Genomic DNA, 19,986 nt, shown 5'->3' with positions numbered 1-19,986 from the left:
CGTCTCGCCGACGACGGCGTGCCGTTCCCAGCGGGAGCACAGTGTCTTCGGAGTTGCATCACAGACTCGGACCCGGCTAGCGTGCTCCGGGGGGATATATCGGTATCCCACACCACAGACGTTTCTGGGAGGGAAATCATGATGAAGCTGCGCACGCGACGCGCACTGGCGCTCACCGGCACTGCGGTGGCGTTCTCGGTCGCTCTGACCGGCTGTAGCGCACTGAACGGCATCCTCGGCGGGGGTTCCGGCGATGCCGACCGCGACGAGGACACCGGACAGGTCACCGAGAGCGCGAACATCGACATCTTCTCGCTGAAGGTCGGCGACTGCACCATGGACAGCCCCACCGGGCTGCTCGAGGACATCGACGTCGTGCCGTGCTCCGAGCCGCACGACCAGGAGGTCTACTACGAGATCACGATGCCCGACGGCGAGTTCTCGGAGACCGACATCGACACGGCCTCGCAGGAGTGCATCGGCGACGCCTACACGAGCTTCGTGGGCATCGGCTACCAGGACTCCGCTCTCGACGTGACCACCATCACGCCGACCAAGGACACCTGGGACGAGTACAACGACCGCGTCATCCAGTGCATCATCTTCGACTCGGCCGGTCAGACCACGGGTTCGCTCGCGGGTGCCGCGCGCTGATCTCGACACCGCATACCACGAGGGCCACGCCGACCGGCGTGGCCCTCGTCGTCTGCGGAGGCCGCGCGCGATCAGACCCCAGGAAAGGGAAAACCCCTGACTCTCCAGGAGAATCAGGGGTATTGGCTCCCCGGCTTGGACTCGAACCAAGAACCTGCCGGTTAACAGCCGGCTGCTCTGCCAATTGAGCTACCGAGGAATGTGCTCCGCTGCGCGGGCAACTCGTCAATCCTAGCAAACTCCAGACCGTGCTCGTGACACGGGCCGCACATCGGGCGTGTCGACCTCGCCGCCCTCAATGCTGCGAATCCGCCTCCGCATTGGGCGCCCACAGCAGGTCCTTGCCGACCCCGCGGGCCACGACATGACCGCCGCGGAGCATCAGGGTCTCGGCGTTCAGTTCGCGGATGAAGTCGGCGTCGTTCGTGACCAGGAGAGCGCCCATCCCCTGCTCCTTGCGTCGACGCGTGATCGCGTCGAACACGACCGGACGCACCTCGAGGTCGAGGTTCGCGAGGATCTCGTCGGCGATCAGCACGCGCGGCTCCAGGATGAACGACCGCGCGATCGCGACCCTCTGCCGCATGCCCGCGCTGAGCTCGTAGGGGAACTTCGCAGCCGTCCCGAGCGGCAGGTGCAGCTCGTCGAGCAGAGTGGCCACTCGTATCGACAGCGCCTTGGTGTTGACGCGCTTCTCCCGGATGAGAATCGGCTCGGCGATGACCTCGTTGACCGTCAGTTGCGGAGGAAGGTCCGCTCCCGCTCCCTGCGGCACGAATCCCGTGCGATAGGTCAGCAGGCGGTGGCGGCGCCCCGGGCGACGGATGTCGACGCCGCACACCTGAGCGCTGCCTCCGACCACGCGCACCGACGGGTCTGTCGATCCCGCCAGCGCGGCGACGAGCGTGGACTTGCCCGAGCCGGTGGGCCCCGCGACGCAGATCAGCTCCCCGGGCGGAAGGGCGAACGTGACACCGTCGATCGCGCGGGTCGGACCGCTGTGGCCGACCCGATCGATGACCAGGTCGGAGCAGTCGATCGCGTGGGTCGATTCGGGCCGAGAGAACATGAATCCATCCTGCCCTGCGGGTCGCGAGGGATGCCGTTACGACTCGGTGAAGCGCTGGCGTTCCACGTCGATGTCGCGCAGGCGCATCCGCAGAGCGCGCCCCCCGTCGGAGTCCGCCGGCACGCGCTGCACGGCCCCCAGGAGCTCCTGCTTCTCGTGCTCGAGCCCGCGCAGGATCAGTCGACGCGCGAGGTCGGTGGCCGAGACGACCGCACCCTCCTCGTCGCGCGCGGGGAATGGGGTCATGAGCAGCTCACCCGCCAGTGAACGATACGGCTCACGCACGGCATTGACGGCCTCGGTCACCCAGCCGGCCCTGGTGCGGTCGGGAGCCGCGGCGACGGCCTCGCGCACCGCGTCGAGACCCGGCGTGCGGAACGGCGCCCCGAGGGCCCGTGCGACCAGTGACTGGTCCAGGCGGTGGCCGTACTGCATGACGCCCATCAGTGCATCGCGTTCCACGCCGACATCGGGATTCCGGGGAAGGCTCGCGAGCGTCACGGGCGCAAAGCCCGATCCGCCCTGGACCGACTCGATGGAGACGGCTTCGTGTCGGTTGCCCTCGGATCGGGACGACGATGATCCGCTCCGTGCCGCACGCTCGACCTCTCCGTGCACCTCGGTGGGGTCCATACCGAGACGACGGGCGAGCACGCGCTCGTACCCCGGGCGCAGCAGACGGTCCCTGATCTCAGCCACGATCGGCGCCGCGGCGCGCAGGGCGCCGACCCGCCCCTCCACCGTGGAGAGGTCGAACCCGCCGAGCTTGCGATCGATCGCGAACTCGAACATGGGCTGCTTGGAGTCCATGAGGGAGCGGACCGCGGCATCGCCACGCTGCAGGCGCAGGTCGCACGGGTCGAGGCCGTCGGGCGCCACGGCCACAAAGGTCTGGGCGTTGAAGCGATCGTCTTCGGTGAAGGCGCGGAGCGCAGCCTTCTGTCCGGCCTCATCGCCGTCGAACGTGAACACGACCTCGCCGGAGGCGTTGTCGTCGCCCATCACTCGCCGCAGCACCTTGATGTGGTCGGTGCCGAACGCCGTGCCGCACGTCGCGATCGCGGTCGTGAGGCCCGCGAGGTGGCAGGCCATGACGTCGGTGTAGCCCTCCACGACGACCACGCGGCGGGGGTCGCCGCGCGAGATGTCGCGCTTGGCGAGGTCGAGTCCGTAGAGGACCTGGGCCTTCTTGTAGATCGGTGTCTCGGGGGTGTTGAGGTACTTGGGGCCCTGGTCGTCGTCGAAGAGCTTGCGGGCGCCGAAGCCGATGGTCTGACCGGACACGTCGCGGATGGGCCACACCAGACGTCCGCGGAACCGGTCGTACACCCCGCGCTGGCCCTGCGACACGAGCCCCGCGGTCAGGAGCTCCTCGCGCGTGAAACCCTGGGCGCTGAGCGCCTTGAGCATTCCGTCCCAGCCGCGCGGCGCGAAGCCCACGCCGAAGTGCGCGGCCGCCCCGGCGTCGAAACCCCGCTCGCCGAGGAAGCGACGCCCCGCCTCGGCATCCGGCGTCAGCAGCTGCGAGCGGAAGAACTCGGCGGCCGCGGTGTTCGCGGCGTAGAGGCGGCTCCGTCCGCTGGTCTCAGGCGCCGCGCCGCCGTCTTCGTAGTGCAACGTGTAGCCGATCCTGCCGGCGAGGCGCTCGACGGCCTCCGTGAAGCTCACGTGGTCCATCTCGCGCAGGAACGAGTACACGTCCCCGGACTCGCCGCAGCCGAAGCAGTGGTAGTACCCGACCTGCGGGCGCACGTGGAAGCTCGGGCTCTTCTCGTCGTGGAAGGGACAGAGCCCCTTGAGCGAGCCGACACCGGCCGACTTCAGCGCGACCCGCTCCCCCACGATGTCGGCGATGTTGGTGCGGGCCTTCACCTCATCGACGTCGGCCTGACGGATGCGGGGCATCAGCGCGCGCCTTCGATGACCGCGGCCGGAGGCGTGTGCACGCGAGCGCCGGGGCGTGCGTGACGCGGCGTCCAGATGCCCACCTCGGCTGGGTCGATCTCTCCCACGAGTCGGTTGTGCCAGTCGATCGCGCTCTGGTCGGTGAGGCTGGCGATCTGGTCGACGACCACGCGCGCGCGCTCGGCATCAGACGTCGCGGCGCGGAAGTCGGCGGAGAACGCCGGTTCGAGCACGTCGGCGCCGGCCGACCACAGCGCATCCGTCGACCACAGGGCGTCGGCGAGACGGGTGAGCACTCGACGCTGCTCCTTGTAAACACCCTTGCGCGCTTCGATCGTCACGATCGCCTGGCCCATGATGCCCTTGAGCACCGCGATCTCGGCCTCGACCACGCGCGGCACGACCACGTGCGCGTTGTAGCGCACGAGCACCGGTCCGGCGTACGCGTCGCGGGTCGCGGAGACCGCGGCGCGGGCGAAGCGGCCGATCAGGTCGCTCGTCAGGTTCTTGAGGTTCGCGAGGTCGCGGCGGGAGCGGTCGAACGAGGTGAGCCACATGGGCTGCGACGACAGGCGGTACAGGGCGTCGGCGAGTTCGTCGCGTGTGAAGTCGTAGCCGACCCACTGCTGGATGCGGTCGATCAGCGCCTCGTGCGCGCGGGGGTCGGAGAGCTGTGCGACGTCGACGTAGCCGTTGACGATCGCGTCCTCGAAGTCGTGCACGGAGTAGCCGATGTCGTCGGATAGGTCCATGATCTCGGCCTCGATGCAGCGCAGGCGCTTGGTCGCCCCCTCACGCATCCAGCGGAACACCGCCTCGTCGTCGGGGTACACGCCGAACTTGAGACGACCTCCGGGATCGGGGACGGGGCTGTCGACGGTCCACGGGTACTTGCACGTCGCGTCGAGGCTCGCGCGGGTGAGGTTGAGCCCCACGGAGTGCCCGTCGTCGTCGATCACCTTGGCCTCGAGCCGTGTGAGGATGCGCAGCGACTGCGCGTTGCCCTCGAAACCGCCGATGGGCTCTGCCCACTCGTTGAGCGCCCGCTCCCCGTTGTGGCCGAACGGCGGATGACCGAGGTCGTGGCTCAGGCACGCGGTGTCGACGACGTCTGCGGAGACTCCGAGCGCGGTGGCGAGCTCGCGCCCCACCTGCGCGACCTCGAGCGAGTGCGTGAGCCGGTTGCGGGCGAAGTCGGCGGTGCTGGCGGGACTGAGCACCTGCGTCTTGGCGGCCAGCCGGCGCAGCGCCGCGGAGTGGAGGACGCGGGCGCGGTCGCGCGCGAAGTCGTCGCGCTCGGATCGATGTGTCTCCGCGAAGAAGCGCTCGGCGTCGCGCTGGTCGTAGCCGTCCGCCCGGGCAGACGCCCGAGCCTCAGCCACCACTGTTCTCGATCTCCGCACCTCGCATCATCTCGGATGCCGACGCCGCGAGCTCGCGCGACTCCAACCACTTGTCGGGCAGCGCGGGACGCTTGGGTCGCCCGGACCGGCCGCGCTGGCCTTCGGCATCCGCACCGGGGTAGGGAGCCGAGTGATCGAGCTGCCCGAGCAGGTCGTCGATCTCCTGGAGGCTGGATGCCGTCGCGAGGCCGGTGCGGATGTCGCCGCCGACCGGGTAGCCCTTGAAGTACCAGGCGACGTGCTTGCGGACGTCGCGGCATCCGCGGTCCTCGTCCTCGAAGAACTCGACGAGCAGCTCGGCGTGGCGCTTGAACGCGTCGGCGACGAACCCGAGCGTCGCGTCGACGGTCTTGCCCTCGCCGCCGAACGCGTTCGCGAGCTCACCGAACAGCCAGGGACGCCCGAGGCAGCCTCGGCCGACGACAACACCGTCGCAGTCTGTCTGCGCCATCATCCGCACAGCGTCGTCGGCCGACCAGATGTCGCCGTTGCCGAGCACGGGGATGCTGGTGACGGCCTGCTTGAGCTCGCCGATCGCGTTCCAGTCGGCGAAGCCCGAGTAGAACTCGCTCGCGGTGCGGGCGTGCAGTGCGACCGCCGCGGCCCCCGCATCCTCCGCGGCGCGTCCTGCATCGAGGAACGTCAGGTGGTCGGGGTCGATGCCCTTGCGCATCTTGACCGTCAGCGGGATGTCGCCCGCCGCCTTGACGGCCTGGGTCACGATGTCCGCGAACAGCGAGGACTTCCACGGCAGAGCCGCGCCTCCGCCCTTGCGGGTGACCTTGGGCACGGGGCAGCCGAAGTTCAGGTCGATGTGGTCGGCGTGGTCCTCGGCGACGATGATGCGCACGGCATCCGCGATCGTCTTGGGGTCGACGCCGTACAGCTGGATCGAGCGCGGGGTCTCGGACTCGTGATGGCGGATGAGGCGCATGGTGGTCTCGTTGCGTTCGACGAGCGCGCGCGACGTGATCATCTCGCTCACGTAGAGGCCGGCGCCGTACTCGCGGCAGAGCCGACGGAACGCCGTGTTCGTGATCCCCGCCATGGGCGCGAGGACGACGGGCACGTCGAGCGCGATCGGGCCGATGCGGAGGGTGGGAACGGGGGCGGTTGCGACAGTCATGACCCGTCCATTCTCCCAGACACGGAGCCCGTGGCGGCGCATCGACCTAAGCTGTGAACATGACCGATCCCGCAGTGCGTTCCATCCCCTTCCTCGACGCCGACGGCAACGAGAAGACGCTCGACGATCTGGGCGATGTGGTGCTCGTCGTGAACGTCGCCTCGAAGTGCGGACTCACCCCGCAGTACGAGCAGCTCGAGGAGCTGCAGCGCCTCTACGGCGACCGCGGATTCAGCGTCGTGGGGTTCCCGTGCAACCAGTTCTTCGGTCAGGAGCCCGGGTCGATGGAGCAGATCCTCGACTTCTGCTCCACGACGTACGGCGTGACCTTCCCGATCAACGACAAGGTCAAGGTCAACGGCCGGAACGCCGCCGACCTCTACAAGGCGCTGAAGCAGACCGAGGATGCCGGGGGCAAGGCCGGTCGCGTCGAGTGGAACTTCGAGAAGTTCCTCGTGCTGCCCGACGGCGACGTCATCCGCTTCCGCCCCAAGCAGAAGCCGGACGACCCCGCGATCGTCGGCGCGATCGAGTCCGCGCTGACCCGCTAGGCGACGCGGCGACCGCCCGGTTCATCTGGGCGTCACCCGCGCATCCCGCCTCTCAGGCGACGGTCGGAAGCCGCGTTCACCTGTCGGTCGGTTCACGGCCATGCATCCTCCGTAGTCTCGCCGCGGCGACAGCCGCTCGACGACAAGGAGACCGACCATGCCCGACACCATGCCGATCAGCCGACGGACCGTCCTGACCGCAGGCGCGCTCGGTGCGCTCAGCACCGCTCTCCCGCTCGGCGCCGCGCCGGAGAACGCTTCTGCGAGCCCCGACGCCTCGTCGTCTGCGCGGCCGACGAAGCCGGGCAAGGTCGGACGGCTGCAGTTCCGCACCGACGGAACCTTCAAGGTCGTGCAGTTCAACGACACGCAGGACGACGAGCTCACCGACCGTCGCACGGTGGAACTCATCGAGAAGGTGCTCGATCAGGAGACGCCGGACTTCGTGGTCATCAACGGCGATGTCATCACCGGGGGATGCGAGACCCGGCTCGCCGTCAAGCAGGCGATCAACAACGTCGTCTGGCCGATGGAGTCCCGTCAGATCCCGTGGGCCGTTACCTTCGGGAATCACGACGAGGACTCCCTGCCTCAGTCGGGGGTCGACGAGGCGGGGATGCTGGCGATCTACCGCTCGTACGACTACAACATGAACGCCGAGAGCACCCGCGGCGTGACCGGCACCAGCAACACGATCGCGACGATCGCCTCCTCCGCGAAGAAGAACAGGGAGGCCTTCGCCCTGTGGCTGATGGACTCCGGCCGCTACGCCCCCGAGGCACTGAACGGCCAGGACTTCGCCGGCTACCCCACCTGGGATTGGGTGCGCATGGATCAGGTCGCCTGGTACCGCCAGCAGTCGCAGGAGCTCGAGAAGCGGCGCGGAGCGAAGGTGCCGGGGCTCATGTTCCTGCATATCGCCCTATGGGAGCACCGGTTCATGTGGTGGGGCGGCGTCGACACTCGCACCGAGGCCGACGCCGCGCGCGGTCGCGCCCGCCACGGGATCGTCGGCGAACGGAATGAGGACGAGTGCCCGGGTCCGTTCAACTCGGGGATGTTCAATGCGATCCTCGAGCGCGGCGACGTGAAGGGCGTCTTCGTCGGACACGATCACGTCAACGACTATGTCGGCGATTACTACGGAGTGAAGCTCGGCTACGCACCCGGCACGGGGTTCGGCGCGTATGGCCTCGACGGCGCCGAGCGCAATCGCATGCGGGGCGGTCGAGTGTTCGAGCTCACCGAGACGGGTGACGCGGTGGCGATCGCGACGCGGGTCGTGTACGCCCGCGATCTCGGGATCGACCTCACCGCGGACGACCAGCCGATGGAGCCGCTTTCGCTGGCTCCGAAGCAGGAGAGGATCTGACGCTCGGACGAGCAGAGGGGCGTCGGGAGCTGAAGTCCCGACGCCCCTCTGCGTGAACAGTCCTCAGGCCGAGGCGGTCTCCGGCTCGGCCTCGGGAGCGCCGCGCTTGGCCCAGAGGTCGCGCAGGACGTTCTCGAAGGCGGCGGGCGGCTGGGCGCCGCTGATGCCGTACTGGCCGTCGATCACGAAGAACGGGACGCCCTGGATGCCGTAGGCCTGAGCCTGCGCCTGATCCTGACGGACGTCCTGCAGGTGACGGGAGGACTCGAGGGCCTCGCGGGCTGCGTCGGCATCCAGACCCACCTCGACGGCGAGCTCCACGAGGTCGTCGACCCGACCGACGTGCTTGCCCTCGGTGAAGTATGCGGACATCAGCCGCTCCTCCATCTCGTGCTGCAGGTCGTTCGCCTTCGCGAAGTGCAGAAGCTCGTGCGCCTTGACCGTGTTCGTGTGCTGCAGCAGGTCGAAACGGTACTGCAGGCCGGCGTTCTCGGCCACGCCGGTGACGTGCGACAGCATCTGCTCGACCTGCTCGCGCGGCATGCCCTTGTGACCGGCGAGGAAGTCGACCTCGTCGCCGTCGAAGTCGACGGGGGTGTCGGGAGAGAGCTCGAACGAGTGGAAGGTGATGTTCACCTGAGGGGCGTCATCGTCGCCGGCGACGGCTTCCAGGCCCTTCTCGAGGTTGCGCTTGCCGATGTAGCACCAGGGGCAGGCGATGTCGGACCAGATGTCGATGGAGATGGCGTCAGTCACACTGTCATCCAACCGCATCTCCGACCGGCCTATTCCGGTCGGTAGGATTCTCGGATGCTCTCCGCCGACGATCCGCTCCCGCGCGTGCCCGAGCGCGTGCTGGTCGCGGGCGTGACCGGCTCCGGAAAGACGACGCTCTCGCGTCGCATCGCCGCGCTGTGGGGTCTCCGCCACACCGAGATCGACGGACTGTTCCACGGGGAGGGCTGGACGCCGCGGCCGACGTTCATCGACGACGTGCGCGCGTTCGCCGCCGAGGACCGCTGGGTCACCGAGTGGCAGTACACGAGCAAGGGCACCGATCTGATCCTCACGCCCCGGGCGCACCTGGTGATCTGGCTCGACTACCCGTACCGGGTGGTGCGCTCCCGCCTGCTGCGGCGGACGCTGAGCCGCAGCATCCTGCGCACGAGGATGTACAACGGCAACGTCGAGAAGCCGATCTGGAGGATGTTCCGCGGTGCCCCCGAGGAGAACATCCTCGCCTGGCAGACGAAGACGCTCCACAAATGGACCGAGCGGATGCCGGAGGCCGAGGTCGAGTTCCCGCACCTGACGATCGTGCGCCTGCGCCACCCCCGCGAGACCGAGCGGTGGCTGCGGGCTCAGGCCGGGGCGTCGGGGGTGTCGATCGCGCCGCCGAACCGCCGGTCGCGAGACAGGTAGATCCCGATCGCCCGCCACAGCTCCTCTCGCGAGAAGTCCGGCCACAGGGTCTCGAGGAACACCATCTCCGCGTAGGCCGACTCCCAGAGCAGGAAGTTCGAGGTGCGCTGCTCCCCGGAGCTGCGCAGGAACAGGTCGACATCGGGCATGTCCGGCACGTAGAGGTGGCGGCGGATCATCTTCTCGGTGATCGCGTTCGGCCTGACCCGTCCCGCGGCCACGTCGGCGGCGATAGAGCGCACCGCGTCGACGATCTCGACCCGCCCGCCGTAGTTCACGCACATCGTGAGCGTCAGCCCGGTGTTCTTCTTCGTCAGCTCCTCGGCGCGCTGCAGCTCGGTGATCACGCTGCCCCACAGACGCGGCTTGCGGCCGGCCCAGCGGATGCGCACATTCCACTCGTTGAGCTGATCGCGGCGGCGGTGCAGCACGTCGCGGTTGTAGCCCATGAGGAAGCGGACCTCCTCGGGCGACCGCGCCCAGTTCTCGGTCGAGAACGCGTAGACCGACAGATGTTTCACCCCGGCCTGGATGGCGCCCGCGACGACGTCGAGCAGCACCTCCTCGCCCGCCTTGTGCCCCTCGATGCGGGTGAGTCCCCGGCGGTTCGCCCACCGGCCGTTGCCGTCCATGACGATCGCGACGTGCTCGGGCACGGCGGGGAAGGTCGGCGGGTACACGCCCGTCCAGTCGAGCGGGCGGTAGGCCACGGCATCCTTGTGCGTGTACGGCTTGGGACTCACCGTGCTCCTTCTCGAGGGTCGTCTTTCACATGCGCGAGCGAGCGGATGCCGCGCTCCAGGTGCCACTGGACGTAGGCGGCGATGAGGCCCGAGGCCGCGGAGGTCTCGGCGACGGATGCGGAGTCGATCACGTCCCACTCCCCCGCCATGAGCGAGCGGAGGAGTTCGAGCGTGCGGTCGGCGATGCGCGGGCTGCCGGCCGGGGCGTCGTTACGGCACACCAGGCCGCCCAGCTGGGCGACGAACGTCGTGTGCGGTCCCGGAGCTCCGCAGCGGGCGCAGTCTCCGAGCGAGGGCGCCCAGCCCGACAGCGCCATGACGCGCAGAAGGTACGAGTCGAGGATGCTGCGCGGCGCGTGCTCTCCGCGGGACAGCGCTCGCAGCCCGCCCACCAGGAGGAGGTACTGCTCGGGTGTGGCCTCCGAGTCGCTGAGCCGATCGGCCGTCTCGACCATCGCACTCGCCGAGGTGAACCGGTCGTAGTGCGAGGCGATATCGGCGCCGTACGCACCGAGCGACTCGGCCTGCTGCACGATGTCGAGCGAGCGACCCTGATACAGCTGCACGTCGGCGACCATGAACGGCTCGAGCCGCGAGCCGAACTTCGACGAGGTCCGTCGCACGCCTTTCGCGACCGCGCGCACCTTGCCATGACGCCGGGACAGCATCGTGACGATGCGATCGGCCTCACCCAGTTTGTGGGTGCGCAGGATCACTGCTTCGTCTCGATACGTGGGCACCCCTCGATTATCCTCCGTGCGCGACAATGGACGGGTGACCGAACCGCTCTTCATCATTCCGTTCTGGGCGGATCTCCTCGGCGTGGGACTCGGCGGGGTCCAGGGCGCACTGTTCGCCTCGGGATTCCAGGGGCAGCGCCGCCTCGACTGGCTGGGCGTCGCGATCATCGGGATCATGATCGGGATGGGTGGCGGTCTCATCCGCGACATCCTGCTCGGCCAGACCCCGGCGACGCTGCAGAACCAGTGGTATCTCGTCACCGCGACCGGCGCCGCGCTGTTCGGGATGCTGCTCGCCGGACTCTTCACGCGGTTGAACAAGGTGATCGTCGGGCTCGACGCGATCGTGATCGGCATGTTCGGCGCCTTCGGCACGAGCAAGGCGCTCGCGCTCGGCATCCCCGAGGTTCCGGCGGTGTTCATCGGCGTGTGCGCCGCTGTCGGCGGCAGCGTCCTGCGCGACATGCTCATGGGCCTGCCGACGGCCATCATGCACGTGGGGTCGCTCTACGCGGTGGCCGCCGGGGGTGGGTCGGCGTTCATCGTGATCGCGCACGCCCTCGGCATGGGGATTCCGCTCGCGGCAGTGCTCGGGATCGCCGTGACGGCCGTCATCCGCGTGCTCGCCGTGAGCTTCGACGTGTCGCTCCCCGAGCAGCGCCGCCTCTACCGCCGCAAGGTCGCCGCCGAGACCGGGGTCATCCCGATCGTCAAGCCCGGCCTCGACTGAGGCGCAGCGCCAACCGCGCCTCGCCCCACTGCTCGGCATCGCACTCGTCGATGCCCGCCGCCCCGTCGACGCCCCTGTTGCGCTACGAGGCCCCTGCTCAGTTGCGTGACTGGGCAGGGGCCTCGTAGCGCAGCGGGGGCGTCAGCGTCTGGCGAGTCGTCGCCGAGCGCAGGCGTTGCCTCGCGTCGGCGTCAGACGGCGGCGAGCTCGTGCTGACGCGTGCGGATCGAGCGGTTCACACCCGAGACGATCGCCTTGAGCGAGGCCGTCGAGATGTCGCCGTCGATGCCGACGCCCCACAGGCGCTGGTCGCCGATCTGCAGTTCGACGTACGCCGCGGCCTGCGCGTCGCCGCCCGAGCTGAGGGCGTGCTCGACGTAGTCGTACAGCGTGATGTCGAAGCCCTGCGCGCGCAGCACCTCGATGAACGCGGCGATCGGTCCGTTTCCGTTGCCCGTGACCGACACCTGCTCGTCGTCGTCTCGCAGCGTGACGTCGAGCACCACGTCGCCCGACATGTCGCTGCGGGTCTGCGTCGCCAGCAGCTCGAAACGACCCCACTTGGCGGCCGAGTCGTCGGCGGGCAGGTACTCGTCGTTGAAGACCGACCAGATCTGCTCGCTCGTGACCTCTCCGCCCTCGGCATCCGTCTTCGCCTGCACGACGCCGGAGAATTCGATCTGCAGCTTGCGCGGGAGGTCGATCGCGTGGTCGGCCTTCAGCAGGTAGGCGACCCCGCCCTTGCCCGACTGCGAGTTCACGCGGATGACGGCCTCGTACGAACGTCCGAGGTCCTTCGGGTCGACGGGCAGGTACGGCACGGCCCATTCGATCTCGTCGACCGTGACGCCCTTGGCCTCGGCCGTGGCCGCCATGGCCTCGAAGCCCTTCTTGATCGCGTCCTGGTGCGAGCCGCTGAACGCGGTGAAGACGAGGTCTCCTGCCCAGGGACTGCGCTCGGGCACCGGCAGCTGGTTGCAATACTCGACCGTGCGCTTCACCTGGTCGATGTCGCTGAAGTCGATCTGCGGGTCGATGCCCTGCGTGAACATGTTGATGCCCAGCGCGACGAGGTCGACGTTTCCCGTGCGCTCGCCGTTGCCGAACAGGCATCCCTCGATGCGGTCGGCGCCCGCCATGTAGCCCAGCTCGGCTGCCGCGATCGCGGTGCCGCGGTCGTTGTGCGGGTGCAGCGACAGGATGACGTTCTCTCGGTGCGCCAGGTGACGGCTCATCCACTCGATCGAGTCGGCGTAGACGTTCGGTGAGGCCATCTCGACCGTGGCCGGCAGGTTGATGATGACCTTGCGGTCGGGGGTCGGCTCGAAGACCTCGATCACCTGGTTGCAGATGTCGACAGCGAACTCGAGCTCGGTGCCGGTGTAGCTCTCCGGCGAGTACTCGTAGTACACCTGCGTGTCGGGGATGGTCTTCTCGAACTTCCGGCACAGGCGGGCACCCTCGAGCGCGATGTCGATGATGCCCTGCTTGTCGGTGCGGAAGACGACCTCGCGCTGCAGGACGCTCGTCGAGTTGTACAGGTGCACGATGGCCTGCTTCGCGCCGGCGATCGACTCGTAGGTGCGCTCGATCAGGTGCTCACGCGCCTGGGTCAGGACCTGGATCGTGACGTCGTCGGGGATCAGGTTCTCCTCGATGAGCTGGCGCACGAAGTCGAAGTCGGTCTGGCTCGCCGACGGGAACCCGACCTCGATCTCCTTGTAGCCCATGCTGACGAGCAGCTCGAACATGACGCGCTTGCGCTCGGGAGACATGGGGTCGATGAGAGCCTGGTTGCCGTCGCGGAGGTCGACCGCGCACCAGCGCGGAGCCTCGGTGATGCGGGCCTCGGGCCAGGTGCGGTCGGGCAGGTGCACCGAGATCTGCTCGTGGAAAGGCCGGTACTTGTGGATCGGCATCGCCGACGGGCGCTGAGTGTTCTTCATGAGGGGCTTCTTCTCTCGTCAGGAATGTGTTCGGGCCAACACGAGCGCCGCGACGAGGAAGGCCCTAGCTCTCAGGACTCGTCGCGGCAGCTAAGAAGAAGCAGACCGCCGAAAGGCATGCGGCCATGGTAGCAGGATGCTCGGAGCGGTTCGACCGGATCTGAGACGATCGGCGGGGCTCCGACACTCTCTGTCATGAGCACCCTGCAGCGTCGCACGTCTTTCGCCGCCGGTCTGACGGCAGGTCTCCTCGTCCTGTCGGCGTGCGCGACCGGACCCGGCTCGTCACCCGCACCGACGAGCACCTCCACGCCCACCCTGGGAGAGGTCGATGTGGCTCCGCCCGACGGACGAGTGATCGGCGTGGGCATGGTGATCGACGACGCGGGCGAGGCGCGGTTGTGCGACGGTGCCATCATGGAGTCGTATCCGCCGCAGTGCGCGGGCCTCCCCCTCGTCGGCTGGATCTGGGACGGCGTCGACGGGTACGAGCGCAGCGGCGACACGACATGGGGATTCTATGCCGTCTACGGCATGTACGACGGAGAGCATCTCACCGTGACGGAACCGCCGATCATGCTCGCTCTGTTCGACCCTGTCGCCCCCGAGGATCCGACCGGCGGTGTGGATGGTTCGACGCCGGCAGACGACCTGACTCGCATCCAGGACGAGCTCTCGACGGCACTCGGCGACAGGGTCTCCGCGATCTTCACCAACCGCGGGTATGTCTGGTCTCAGGTCGTCTGGGACGACGGCACGCTGCAGGATGCCATCGACAGCGTCTACGGGGACGACGTCGTGATCGTCACCTCCGCGCTGCGCGAGGTCGACTGAGGCGTACGGAAGCAGAGGGCCGGCTGACTATGCTTCCGGCATGACCGATCACGCGGTGCCGAATCTCCCGTCCCGTGACTTCGAGGTGACGATCGCCTTCTACGGCGGATTCGGGTTCGCGCAGGTATACCGGGACGAGGGGTGGCTGATCCTGCGGCGGGGAGAACTCGTGCTGGAGTTCTTCGAGTTCCCGGACCTCGTGCCCGAGGAGAGCGACGCCATGTGCAGTGTGCGTGTCGACGATGTCGACGAGCTGTATCGGCAGATCAGTGCGACCGGGGTCGCCGAGAAGACCGTGGGCCGTCCCCGACTGCACCCCGTACGAGATCAGCCCTGGGGGCAGCGCGCAGGATTCCTCATCGACCCCGACGGGACGCAGCTGAACCTGATCGAGAACGGTCCGTAGTTCAGGGGATCAGCGCGACCTTGCCGCCGGGATGCCCGCCGAGCACGAGGTCGAGCGCCGCGGGCGCCTCTTCCAGCGGGAACGTGCGCGCCATGGGCACCACGAGATCACCGCGCGCGGCCGATTCCACGAGCTCGCCGCGGATGCCGTCGCGGAATCGCGCGCTGTCGGGCATGGATCCGGCGATCGCGAGGATGCCGTCGGCAGACGCTCGTCCGAAGGCGGCGATCGTCACGATACGTCGGCGATCCGCCACAAGGGCGAGCGACGCATCGACCGCTTCATCCGTGCCGACAGCATCCAGAGCGGCGGCGATCGACCCGCCCGCGATCTGCTCGACACGCTCGACGAGTCCCGCGCCGTAGCGCACCGGCACGCCGCCGTACTCGCGCACGACCTCGGCTCGCTCCTCGCTGGCCGTGCCGATCACACGGATGCCGCGCAGCGCCGCCTGCTGCAGCACGCTCACGCCGACCGCTCCGGAGGCGCCGTGCAGCAGGATCGTCTCCCCCGAGGATGCACCCGTGACCGCGAGCATCTCGGCTGCCGTCGTGCCGGCAAGCAGAAGGTTCGCCGCTTCGGCGTGGCTCAGCGCATCGGGCTTGTGGAACGCCTTCTCCGCGGGAAACGTCAGCGCGGTCGCGTAGCCGCCCTGCACCCGGAACGCGAGGACCTCGTCGCCGATCGCGACGTCGCCGGAACCGATGCGCGTGTCGGGGCCGACCGCGACGACCTCGCCGGAGATCTCGTAGCCGATCGGGACGGGAAAGCTCACGCCCGGACGAGAGTTCGCGACGTGCTTGGCATCCGCAGGGTTCACCCCCGCGGCCCGGACCCGCACCGTGATCTCGCCGACACCGGGATCCGGCACCTCGACTTCGACGAGTCGCCAGGTCTCCGGCGTTCCCTCGGTGGGTGCGATCCACTGCCGCGCGCGCATCGGTTCAGAACCCCAGACGCCCGAGCTGCTTGGGGTCGCGCTGCCACTCCTTCGCGACCTTCACGTGGAGTCCGAGGAACACGCGGGTGCCGAGGAGCTCCTCGATGCCTGAACGCGCTCGGGCTCCGACGTCGCGCAGGCGACTGCCCTTGTGTCCGATGATGATCGCCTTCTGACTGTCGCGCTCGACGACGATCGAGGCGTGCACGTCGGTGAGGTCGCTGTCCTCGCGGGGGGCGATGTCGTCGACGACCACGGCGATCGAGTGCGGCAGCTCATCGCGCACCCCGTGCAGCGCCGCCTCGCGGATCATCTCGGCGATGCGGTCCTCCACGGACTCGTCGGTCTTCACGTCGTCCGGGTACAGAGCGGGGCCTTTCGGCATCAGCGTGAGGATCTCGTCCGTGAGCACCTCGAGCTGGTCGCGGGTCAGGGCGGACAACGGGATCACCGCGGCCCAGTCCTCGCGCAGCGCATCCGCTTCCATGAGGCGCTCCGTGATCTCGTCGCGCGACGCGGCATCCGTCTTCGTCACGATCGCGATCTTCTTCGCTCGGGGGTAGCCGTCGAGCGACGCGGCGATCCGTCGGTCGCCGGGGCCGACTTTCTCGGTCGCGGGCACGCAGAATCCGATCACGTCGACGTCGCCCAGCACCTGCTCCACCAGGTCGTTCAGACGCTCGCCGAGCAGCGTGCGCGGCTTGTGGATCCCGGGGGTGTCGACGATCACGAGCTGACCGTCCGGGCGGTTGACGATCCCGCGGATCGCCCGACGAGTCGTCTGCGGCTTCTCGCTCGTGATGGCGATCTTCTCGCCGACCAGGGCGTTCGTCAGGGTGGACTTGCCGACGTTCGGCCGTCCGACGAAGGTCACGAAGCCGCTCCGCGTGTTCTCAGTCATCGTTCCGCTCCCTGTCGTGGTCTGCTGTCTGCTCCGGTGCCGCCCTCTCGACGAACACCGTCGCGATCCCTCGTCCGCGTCCTCGGGACGCTCCTCCAGTGAGGGCGAGGCCGTGGACAGTGGCTGTGGCCCCCGGCTGCGGCACCTGGCCGAGGGTCTTCCCGAGGAGCCCGCCGATCGAATCGACGTCCTCGTCCTCGAGCTCGAGACCGAACAGGTCCCCCACGTCCTCCAACGACAGTCGCGAGCTGACGCGGAATTTTCCCTCGCCGAGCTCGACGACCTCCGTCGAGACCTGATCGTACTCGTCGGCGATCTCGCCCACGAGCTCCTCGATGAGGTCCTCGAGCGTGACCAGGCCCGAGATCCCGCCGTGCTCGTCGATGACCAGGCACACGTGCACCGCGTCGCGCTTCATCTGCTGCAGCAGCGTCTCGGCGCGCATGGACTCGGGCACGAAGGTCGCCGGCCTCGAGATCGGACGGATGGATGCCGCGCGCCAGGCGTTGTCGTCGCGGTACGCGAACTGCACCAGGTCTTTGAGGTAGAGCACCCCCACGACGTCGTCGGCCTCGTCGTCGACCACCGGCATACGCGAGACCCCGCGCTGCAGGAACAGCGTCATCGCCTCGTCCGTCGTCGCCGTGGCGTCGACTGTCACCAGCTCGGTGCGCGGCACCATCACCGCGCGCACGAACTGGTCGGTGAAGTCGAAGACCGAGTGGATGAGGTCGCGGTCGTCGGCCTCGATGAGGTCGTTCGATGCGGCCTCGTCGACCATGCTGAGCAGCTGCTCCTCGGATGTGAACGAGCTGCGGCCCGTGCCGGGGGTCACCTTGTTGCCGAGCAGGACGAGCCCCTGCGCGAGCGGGCCGAGGATGATGCGCAGGCCGCGCACGACGGGCGCGTTGGCCCGGAGGATGCCGTCGGCATGGTGACGTCCGAAGGACCGCGGACTCGCCCCCACGAGCACGAAGGTGATTCCGGTCATGAGCACCGCGGCCGCGAGCATCGCGAGCCAGTTGTTCTCGATCAGGATCGTGAACGCGACCGTGACGAGCACGGCGGCCGTGACTTCGGCGAGCACGCGGATGAAGGCGACCGAGTTGACGTGCGCGTCGGGGTCGGCGGCGATGCGGGCGAGCTGAGGCGCGTTGCGGCCCTCTGCGGACATCTCCTCGATGTCGGAGCGCGAGGTGACGCCGAAAGCGGCGTCGATCGCCGCCATGAGGCCGCCGAAGGCGACCAGCAGGACGGCGCCCGCCAGCAGGAGACCCGCGGTCATCGCCGACGTTCGGCCGCCGCGAAGCCTTGGATGAGCTCCTTCTGCAGGCCGAACATCTCACGCTCCTCGTCGGGCTCGGCGTGGTCGAAGCCGAGGAGATGCAGCAGCCCGTGGGTCGTGAGCAGGATCAGCTCGTCCATCAGGGTGTGCCCTGCGGCCTGCGCCTGCGTCTCGGCCACCTGCGGGCAGAGCACGATGTCGCCGAGCAGTCCCGGTGCCGTGGGCCGGTCCTCCGTGCCGGGGCGGAGCTCGTCCATGGGGAAGCTCAGGACGTCGGTGGGTCCCGGCTCATCCATCCACTGCACGTGCAGAGCCTCCATCGCGCCCTCGTCGACGAGCACGATCGCCACCTCGGCGTCCGGGCTCACATGGAGCTGGGCGAGGTTGAAGTCGGTGAGTCGCTGCAGCACCGTCTCGTCGACGTCGATGACCGACTCGTTGTTGATCTCGATCATGAGTGGGCTCGTTTCATCAGGACCTGGGGTCGTTTCATCAGGAGAGGCCTCGCTTCGGCATCCGGTCTCGAGGTCCGGGTCGCTGAGCGCCACGGCGCTCGGCGCGGTTGGCGAACTCGGCCGCCTGCTCCCGCTCGTGCCGCTGCGCCGTGCGGCGCTCGTCGTACTCGCTGTACGCGTCGACGATGCGGCCGACGAGCGAATGGCGCACGACGTCGTCGCTCGTGAGACGGGAGAAGTGGATGTCGTCGATGCCGTCGAGCACGCGCGTGACGAGTCGCAGGCCCGACGCCCCCTGCGGCAGGTCGACCTGCGTGATGTCGCCGGTGACCACCATGCGCGTTCCGAAGCCCAGACGCGTCAGGAACATCTTCATCTGCTCGGGCGTCGTGTTCTGCGCCTCGTCGAGCACGACGAAGGAGTCGTTGAGCGTCCGACCGCGCATGTACGCCAGCGGTGCCACCTCGATCGTGCCGGTGGCCATCAGGCGCGGCACGATCTCGGGGTCCATCATCTCGTTCAGCGCGTCGTACAGCGGTCGCAGGTACGGGTCGATCTTGTCGGTCAACGTGCCGGGGAGGAACCCCAGACGCTCCCCCGCCTCCACGGCGGGCCGCGTGAGGATGATCCGGGTGACCTCCTTGCGCTGCAGCGCCTGGACGGCCTTGGCCATCGCAAGGTAGGTCTTTCCGGTACCGGCGGGACCGATGCCGAACACGATCGTGTTCTCCTCGATCGCGTCGACGTACTCCTTCTGCCCGAGCGTCTTGGGTCGGATGACCTTGCCGCGGGTCGACAGGATCGCCTCGCCGAGCACCTCGCTCGGCCGCGGTCCGCCGTCGGCGCGCAGCATCCGCGCAGAGCTGGACACGTCGCTCGGAGCGAGGTCGTGCCCGGCCTTCGTCATGGTGAGCAGCTCGTCGACGAGGTTCTTCGCCCGCGCCACGGCATCCGCCGCGCCGCTGAGCGTGATCTCGTTGCCGCGCACGAGCACCTGGACGTCCGGGTGCTCCTTCTCGAGCATCCGGAGCAGGCGATCCTGCGGACCGAGCAGCTGCACCATCGCGACGCCGTCGGCATAGAACCGCTCGGTGACGTCGCCGTCGGTGGGTGTGTTGTCGTGGTCAGAAGCCAACGAGCTTGTTCTCCTCGATGTTGCCGAGCACATGGGCGTGCACGTGGAAGACGGATTGGGCGGCGCTCGCGCCGTTGTTGAAGATCAGGCGGTACTCGCCGTTGGCGTGCTCGGTCGCGAGCTGCTTCGCGGCGGCGACCATCTCGGCCAGGAGACCGGGGTCGCCGGCGGCGAGCTCCGTGACGTCGCGGTACTCCGCGGTCTTGGGGATCACGAGCGCATGCAGCGGCGCCTGCGGATCGATGTCCCGGATCGCGAACACCCGGCCGGTGTCCAGCAGGATCTCACCCGGGATGACGCCGTCGAGGATGCGCGTGAAGATCGAGGGTTCGGACATGCTGCCAGTCTACCGATCGTCCACCGACCGGG

At 68.5% G+C, this 19,986-nt stretch carries 21 protein-coding genes and 1 tRNA gene; 7 read left to right on the top strand and 15 right to left on the bottom strand.

The window, feature by feature from the left end; all coding sequences use genetic code 11:
* Nucleotides 1–138 precede the first annotated feature (138 nt).
* Nucleotides 139–654: a hypothetical protein gene (locus AKH00_RS00200; RefSeq protein ID WP_050720732.1), complete on the top strand. Its 516-nt coding sequence runs from the start codon at nt 139–141 to the stop codon at nt 652–654.
* A 123-nt stretch (nt 655–777) separates the two neighbouring features.
* Here the strand turns inward: AKH00_RS00200 and AKH00_RS00195 are convergent.
* From AKH00_RS00195 to dusB, 5 genes are all read right to left on the bottom strand, one after another.
* Nucleotides 778–853: transfer RNA gene (locus AKH00_RS00195), tRNA-Asn, on the bottom strand.
* A 96-nt stretch (nt 854–949) separates the two neighbouring features.
* Complete coding sequence (locus tag AKH00_RS00190) at nt 950–1,723, bottom strand: ATP-binding cassette domain-containing protein (protein WP_050720731.1); 774 nt, start codon at nt 1,721–1,723, stop codon at nt 950–952.
* Between the two features lie 36 nt (nt 1,724–1,759).
* Nucleotides 1,760–3,628 (bottom strand): DNA primase, encoded by a 1,869-nt coding sequence (dnaG, locus tag AKH00_RS00185; protein WP_050720730.1) that lies wholly within the window; start codon nt 3,626–3,628, stop codon nt 1,760–1,762.
* Nucleotides 3,628–5,013 carry a deoxyguanosinetriphosphate triphosphohydrolase gene (locus AKH00_RS00180; RefSeq protein ID WP_050720729.1) on the bottom strand — a complete coding sequence of 462 codons (1,386 nt, stop codon included), beginning with the start codon at nt 5,011–5,013 and terminating at the stop codon, nt 3,628–3,630. The genes dnaG and AKH00_RS00180 overlap by 1 nt, the downstream gene beginning before the upstream one ends.
* The gene (gene dusB / locus AKH00_RS00175) at nt 5,003–6,157 is read right to left on the bottom strand and encodes a tRNA dihydrouridine synthase DusB (RefSeq protein ID WP_050720728.1); all 1,155 of its coding nucleotides are present in this window, start codon (nt 6,155–6,157) and stop codon (nt 5,003–5,005) included. The genes AKH00_RS00180 and dusB overlap by 11 nt, the downstream gene beginning before the upstream one ends.
* A gap of 59 nt (nt 6,158–6,216) precedes the next feature.
* Between dusB and AKH00_RS00170 the strand changes: the two genes are divergently transcribed.
* Together AKH00_RS00170 and AKH00_RS00165 are read left to right on the top strand one after the other, a co-directional pair.
* Nucleotides 6,217–6,708 carry a glutathione peroxidase gene (locus AKH00_RS00170; RefSeq protein WP_050720727.1) on the top strand — a complete coding sequence of 164 codons (492 nt, stop codon included), beginning with the start codon at nt 6,217–6,219 and terminating at the stop codon, nt 6,706–6,708.
* Between the two features lie 157 nt (nt 6,709–6,865).
* Nucleotides 6,866–8,080 carry a metallophosphoesterase family protein gene (locus AKH00_RS00165; RefSeq protein WP_050720726.1) on the top strand — a complete coding sequence of 405 codons (1,215 nt, stop codon included), beginning with the start codon at nt 6,866–6,868 and terminating at the stop codon, nt 8,078–8,080.
* Between the two features lie 63 nt (nt 8,081–8,143).
* On the opposite strand, the gene AKH00_RS00160 is transcribed toward AKH00_RS00165, so the two are convergent.
* The gene (locus tag AKH00_RS00160; protein ID WP_050720725.1) at nt 8,144–8,836 is read right to left on the bottom strand and encodes a DsbA family oxidoreductase; all 693 of its coding nucleotides are present in this window, start codon (nt 8,834–8,836) and stop codon (nt 8,144–8,146) included.
* A gap of 54 nt (nt 8,837–8,890) precedes the next feature.
* Between AKH00_RS00160 and AKH00_RS00155 the strand changes: the two genes are divergently transcribed.
* Nucleotides 8,891–9,502, top strand: a complete 612-nt coding sequence (locus AKH00_RS00155) for an AAA family ATPase (protein ID WP_050720724.1) — start codon at nt 8,891–8,893, stop codon at nt 9,500–9,502.
* Here the strand turns inward: AKH00_RS00155 and AKH00_RS00150 are convergent.
* Both AKH00_RS00150 and recO read right to left on the bottom strand, forming a co-directional pair.
* Nucleotides 9,442–10,245, bottom strand: coding sequence for an isoprenyl transferase (locus tag AKH00_RS00150; protein WP_050720723.1), 804 nt, complete (start codon nt 10,243–10,245; stop codon nt 9,442–9,444). The genes AKH00_RS00155 and AKH00_RS00150 overlap by 61 nt on opposite strands.
* Nucleotides 10,242–10,985: a DNA repair protein RecO gene (gene recO, locus AKH00_RS00145; protein ID WP_050720722.1), complete on the bottom strand. Its 744-nt coding sequence runs from the start codon at nt 10,983–10,985 to the stop codon at nt 10,242–10,244. The genes AKH00_RS00150 and recO overlap by 4 nt, the downstream gene beginning before the upstream one ends.
* A 34-nt stretch (nt 10,986–11,019) precedes the next feature.
* Here recO and AKH00_RS00140 point away from each other — a divergent pair, with 34 nt between their 5' ends.
* Nucleotides 11,020–11,715, top strand: a complete 696-nt coding sequence (locus AKH00_RS00140; protein ID WP_050720721.1) for a trimeric intracellular cation channel family protein — start codon at nt 11,020–11,022, stop codon at nt 11,713–11,715.
* A 191-nt stretch (nt 11,716–11,906) separates the two neighbouring features.
* On the opposite strand, the gene leuA is transcribed toward AKH00_RS00140, so the two are convergent.
* Entirely contained in the window at nt 11,907–13,661 is a 1,755-nt protein-coding gene (leuA, locus tag AKH00_RS00135; protein WP_050720720.1) for a 2-isopropylmalate synthase, read from the bottom strand.
* Nucleotides 13,662–13,856: 195 nt separating this feature from the next.
* Here leuA and AKH00_RS00130 point away from each other — a divergent pair, with 195 nt between their 5' ends.
* Together AKH00_RS00130 and AKH00_RS00125 are read left to right on the top strand one after the other, a co-directional pair.
* Nucleotides 13,857–14,495, top strand: a complete 639-nt coding sequence (locus AKH00_RS00130) for a hypothetical protein (protein ID WP_050720719.1) — start codon at nt 13,857–13,859, stop codon at nt 14,493–14,495.
* A 40-nt stretch (nt 14,496–14,535) separates the two neighbouring features.
* The gene (locus AKH00_RS00125; RefSeq protein ID WP_050720718.1) at nt 14,536–14,901 is read left to right on the top strand and encodes a bleomycin resistance protein; all 366 of its coding nucleotides are present in this window, start codon (nt 14,536–14,538) and stop codon (nt 14,899–14,901) included.
* A gap of 1 nt (nt 14,902) precedes the next feature.
* Here AKH00_RS00125 and AKH00_RS00120 read toward each other — a convergent pair whose 3' ends face one another.
* The 6 genes from AKH00_RS00120 to AKH00_RS00095 all read right to left on the bottom strand — a co-directional run bounded on the left by AKH00_RS00120 (nt 14,903) and on the right by AKH00_RS00095 (nt 19,954).
* Complete coding sequence (locus AKH00_RS00120; protein ID WP_050720717.1) at nt 14,903–15,841, bottom strand: quinone oxidoreductase family protein; 939 nt, start codon at nt 15,839–15,841, stop codon at nt 14,903–14,905.
* Between the two features lie 4 nt (nt 15,842–15,845).
* Nucleotides 15,846–16,742, bottom strand: coding sequence for a GTPase Era (gene era / locus AKH00_RS00115; protein WP_050720716.1), 897 nt, complete (start codon nt 16,740–16,742; stop codon nt 15,846–15,848).
* Nucleotides 16,735–18,027: a hemolysin family protein gene (locus AKH00_RS00110; protein WP_050720715.1), complete on the bottom strand. Its 1,293-nt coding sequence runs from the start codon at nt 18,025–18,027 to the stop codon at nt 16,735–16,737. The genes era and AKH00_RS00110 overlap by 8 nt, the downstream gene beginning before the upstream one ends.
* Nucleotides 18,024–18,482, bottom strand: a complete 459-nt coding sequence (gene ybeY, locus AKH00_RS00105) for an rRNA maturation RNase YbeY (RefSeq protein ID WP_050720714.1) — start codon at nt 18,480–18,482, stop codon at nt 18,024–18,026. Before ybeY ends, AKH00_RS00110 begins: the two co-directional genes overlap by 4 nt.
* A gap of 37 nt (nt 18,483–18,519) precedes the next feature.
* Entirely contained in the window at nt 18,520–19,545 is a 1,026-nt protein-coding gene (locus AKH00_RS00100) for a PhoH family protein (RefSeq protein ID WP_082297447.1), read from the bottom strand.
* Nucleotides 19,546–19,606: 61 nt separating this feature from the next.
* The gene (locus tag AKH00_RS00095) at nt 19,607–19,954 is read right to left on the bottom strand and encodes an HIT domain-containing protein (protein ID WP_050720712.1); all 348 of its coding nucleotides are present in this window, start codon (nt 19,952–19,954) and stop codon (nt 19,607–19,609) included.
* Nucleotides 19,955–19,986: the final 32 nt, after the last annotated feature.

The sequence above is a fragment of the Microbacterium sp. GCS4 genome, assembly GCF_001262495.1.
Lineage (GTDB): Bacteria > Actinomycetota > Actinomycetes > Actinomycetales > Microbacteriaceae > Microbacterium.
Note: the sequence above shows the minus strand (reverse complement) of the source record. Positions and strands in the feature narration are given on the sequence as shown.

What these genes read in the sequence shown, in the direction of transcription:
- AKH00_RS00200 (WP_050720732.1), top strand. Translation starts at nt 139, where the DNA reads ATGATGAAGCTGCGCACGCGACGCGCACTGGCGCTCACCGGCACTGCG.
- AKH00_RS00190 (WP_050720731.1), bottom strand. Translation starts at nt 1,723, where the DNA reads ATGTTCTCTCGGCCCGAATCGACCCACGCGATCGACTGCTCCGACCTG.
- dnaG (WP_050720730.1), bottom strand. Translation starts at nt 3,628, where the DNA reads ATGCCCCGCATCCGTCAGGCCGACGTCGATGAGGTGAAGGCCCGCACC.
- dusB (WP_050720728.1), bottom strand. Translation starts at nt 6,157, where the DNA reads ATGACTGTCGCAACCGCCCCCGTTCCCACCCTCCGCATCGGCCCGATC.
- AKH00_RS00170 (WP_050720727.1), top strand. Translation starts at nt 6,217, where the DNA reads ATGACCGATCCCGCAGTGCGTTCCATCCCCTTCCTCGACGCCGACGGC.
- AKH00_RS00165 (WP_050720726.1), top strand. Translation starts at nt 6,866, where the DNA reads ATGCCCGACACCATGCCGATCAGCCGACGGACCGTCCTGACCGCAGGC.
- AKH00_RS00155 (WP_050720724.1), top strand. Translation starts at nt 8,891, where the DNA reads ATGCTCTCCGCCGACGATCCGCTCCCGCGCGTGCCCGAGCGCGTGCTG.
- leuA (WP_050720720.1), bottom strand. Translation starts at nt 13,661, where the DNA reads ATGAAGAACACTCAGCGCCCGTCGGCGATGCCGATCCACAAGTACCGG.
- AKH00_RS00130 (WP_050720719.1), top strand. Translation starts at nt 13,857, where the DNA reads ATGAGCACCCTGCAGCGTCGCACGTCTTTCGCCGCCGGTCTGACGGCA.
- AKH00_RS00125 (WP_050720718.1), top strand. Translation starts at nt 14,536, where the DNA reads ATGACCGATCACGCGGTGCCGAATCTCCCGTCCCGTGACTTCGAGGTG.
- AKH00_RS00120 (WP_050720717.1), bottom strand. Translation starts at nt 15,841, where the DNA reads ATGCGCGCGCGGCAGTGGATCGCACCCACCGAGGGAACGCCGGAGACC.
- era (WP_050720716.1), bottom strand. Translation starts at nt 16,742, where the DNA reads ATGACTGAGAACACGCGGAGCGGCTTCGTGACCTTCGTCGGACGGCCG.
- AKH00_RS00110 (WP_050720715.1), bottom strand. Translation starts at nt 18,027, where the DNA reads ATGACCGCGGGTCTCCTGCTGGCGGGCGCCGTCCTGCTGGTCGCCTTC.
- ybeY (WP_050720714.1), bottom strand. Translation starts at nt 18,482, where the DNA reads ATGATCGAGATCAACAACGAGTCGGTCATCGACGTCGACGAGACGGTG.
- AKH00_RS00100 (WP_082297447.1), bottom strand. Translation starts at nt 19,545, where the DNA reads ATGGTGCAGCTGCTCGGTCCGCAGGATCGCCTGCTCCGGATGCTCGAG.
- AKH00_RS00095 (WP_050720712.1), bottom strand. Translation starts at nt 19,954, where the DNA reads ATGTCCGAACCCTCGATCTTCACGCGCATCCTCGACGGCGTCATCCCG.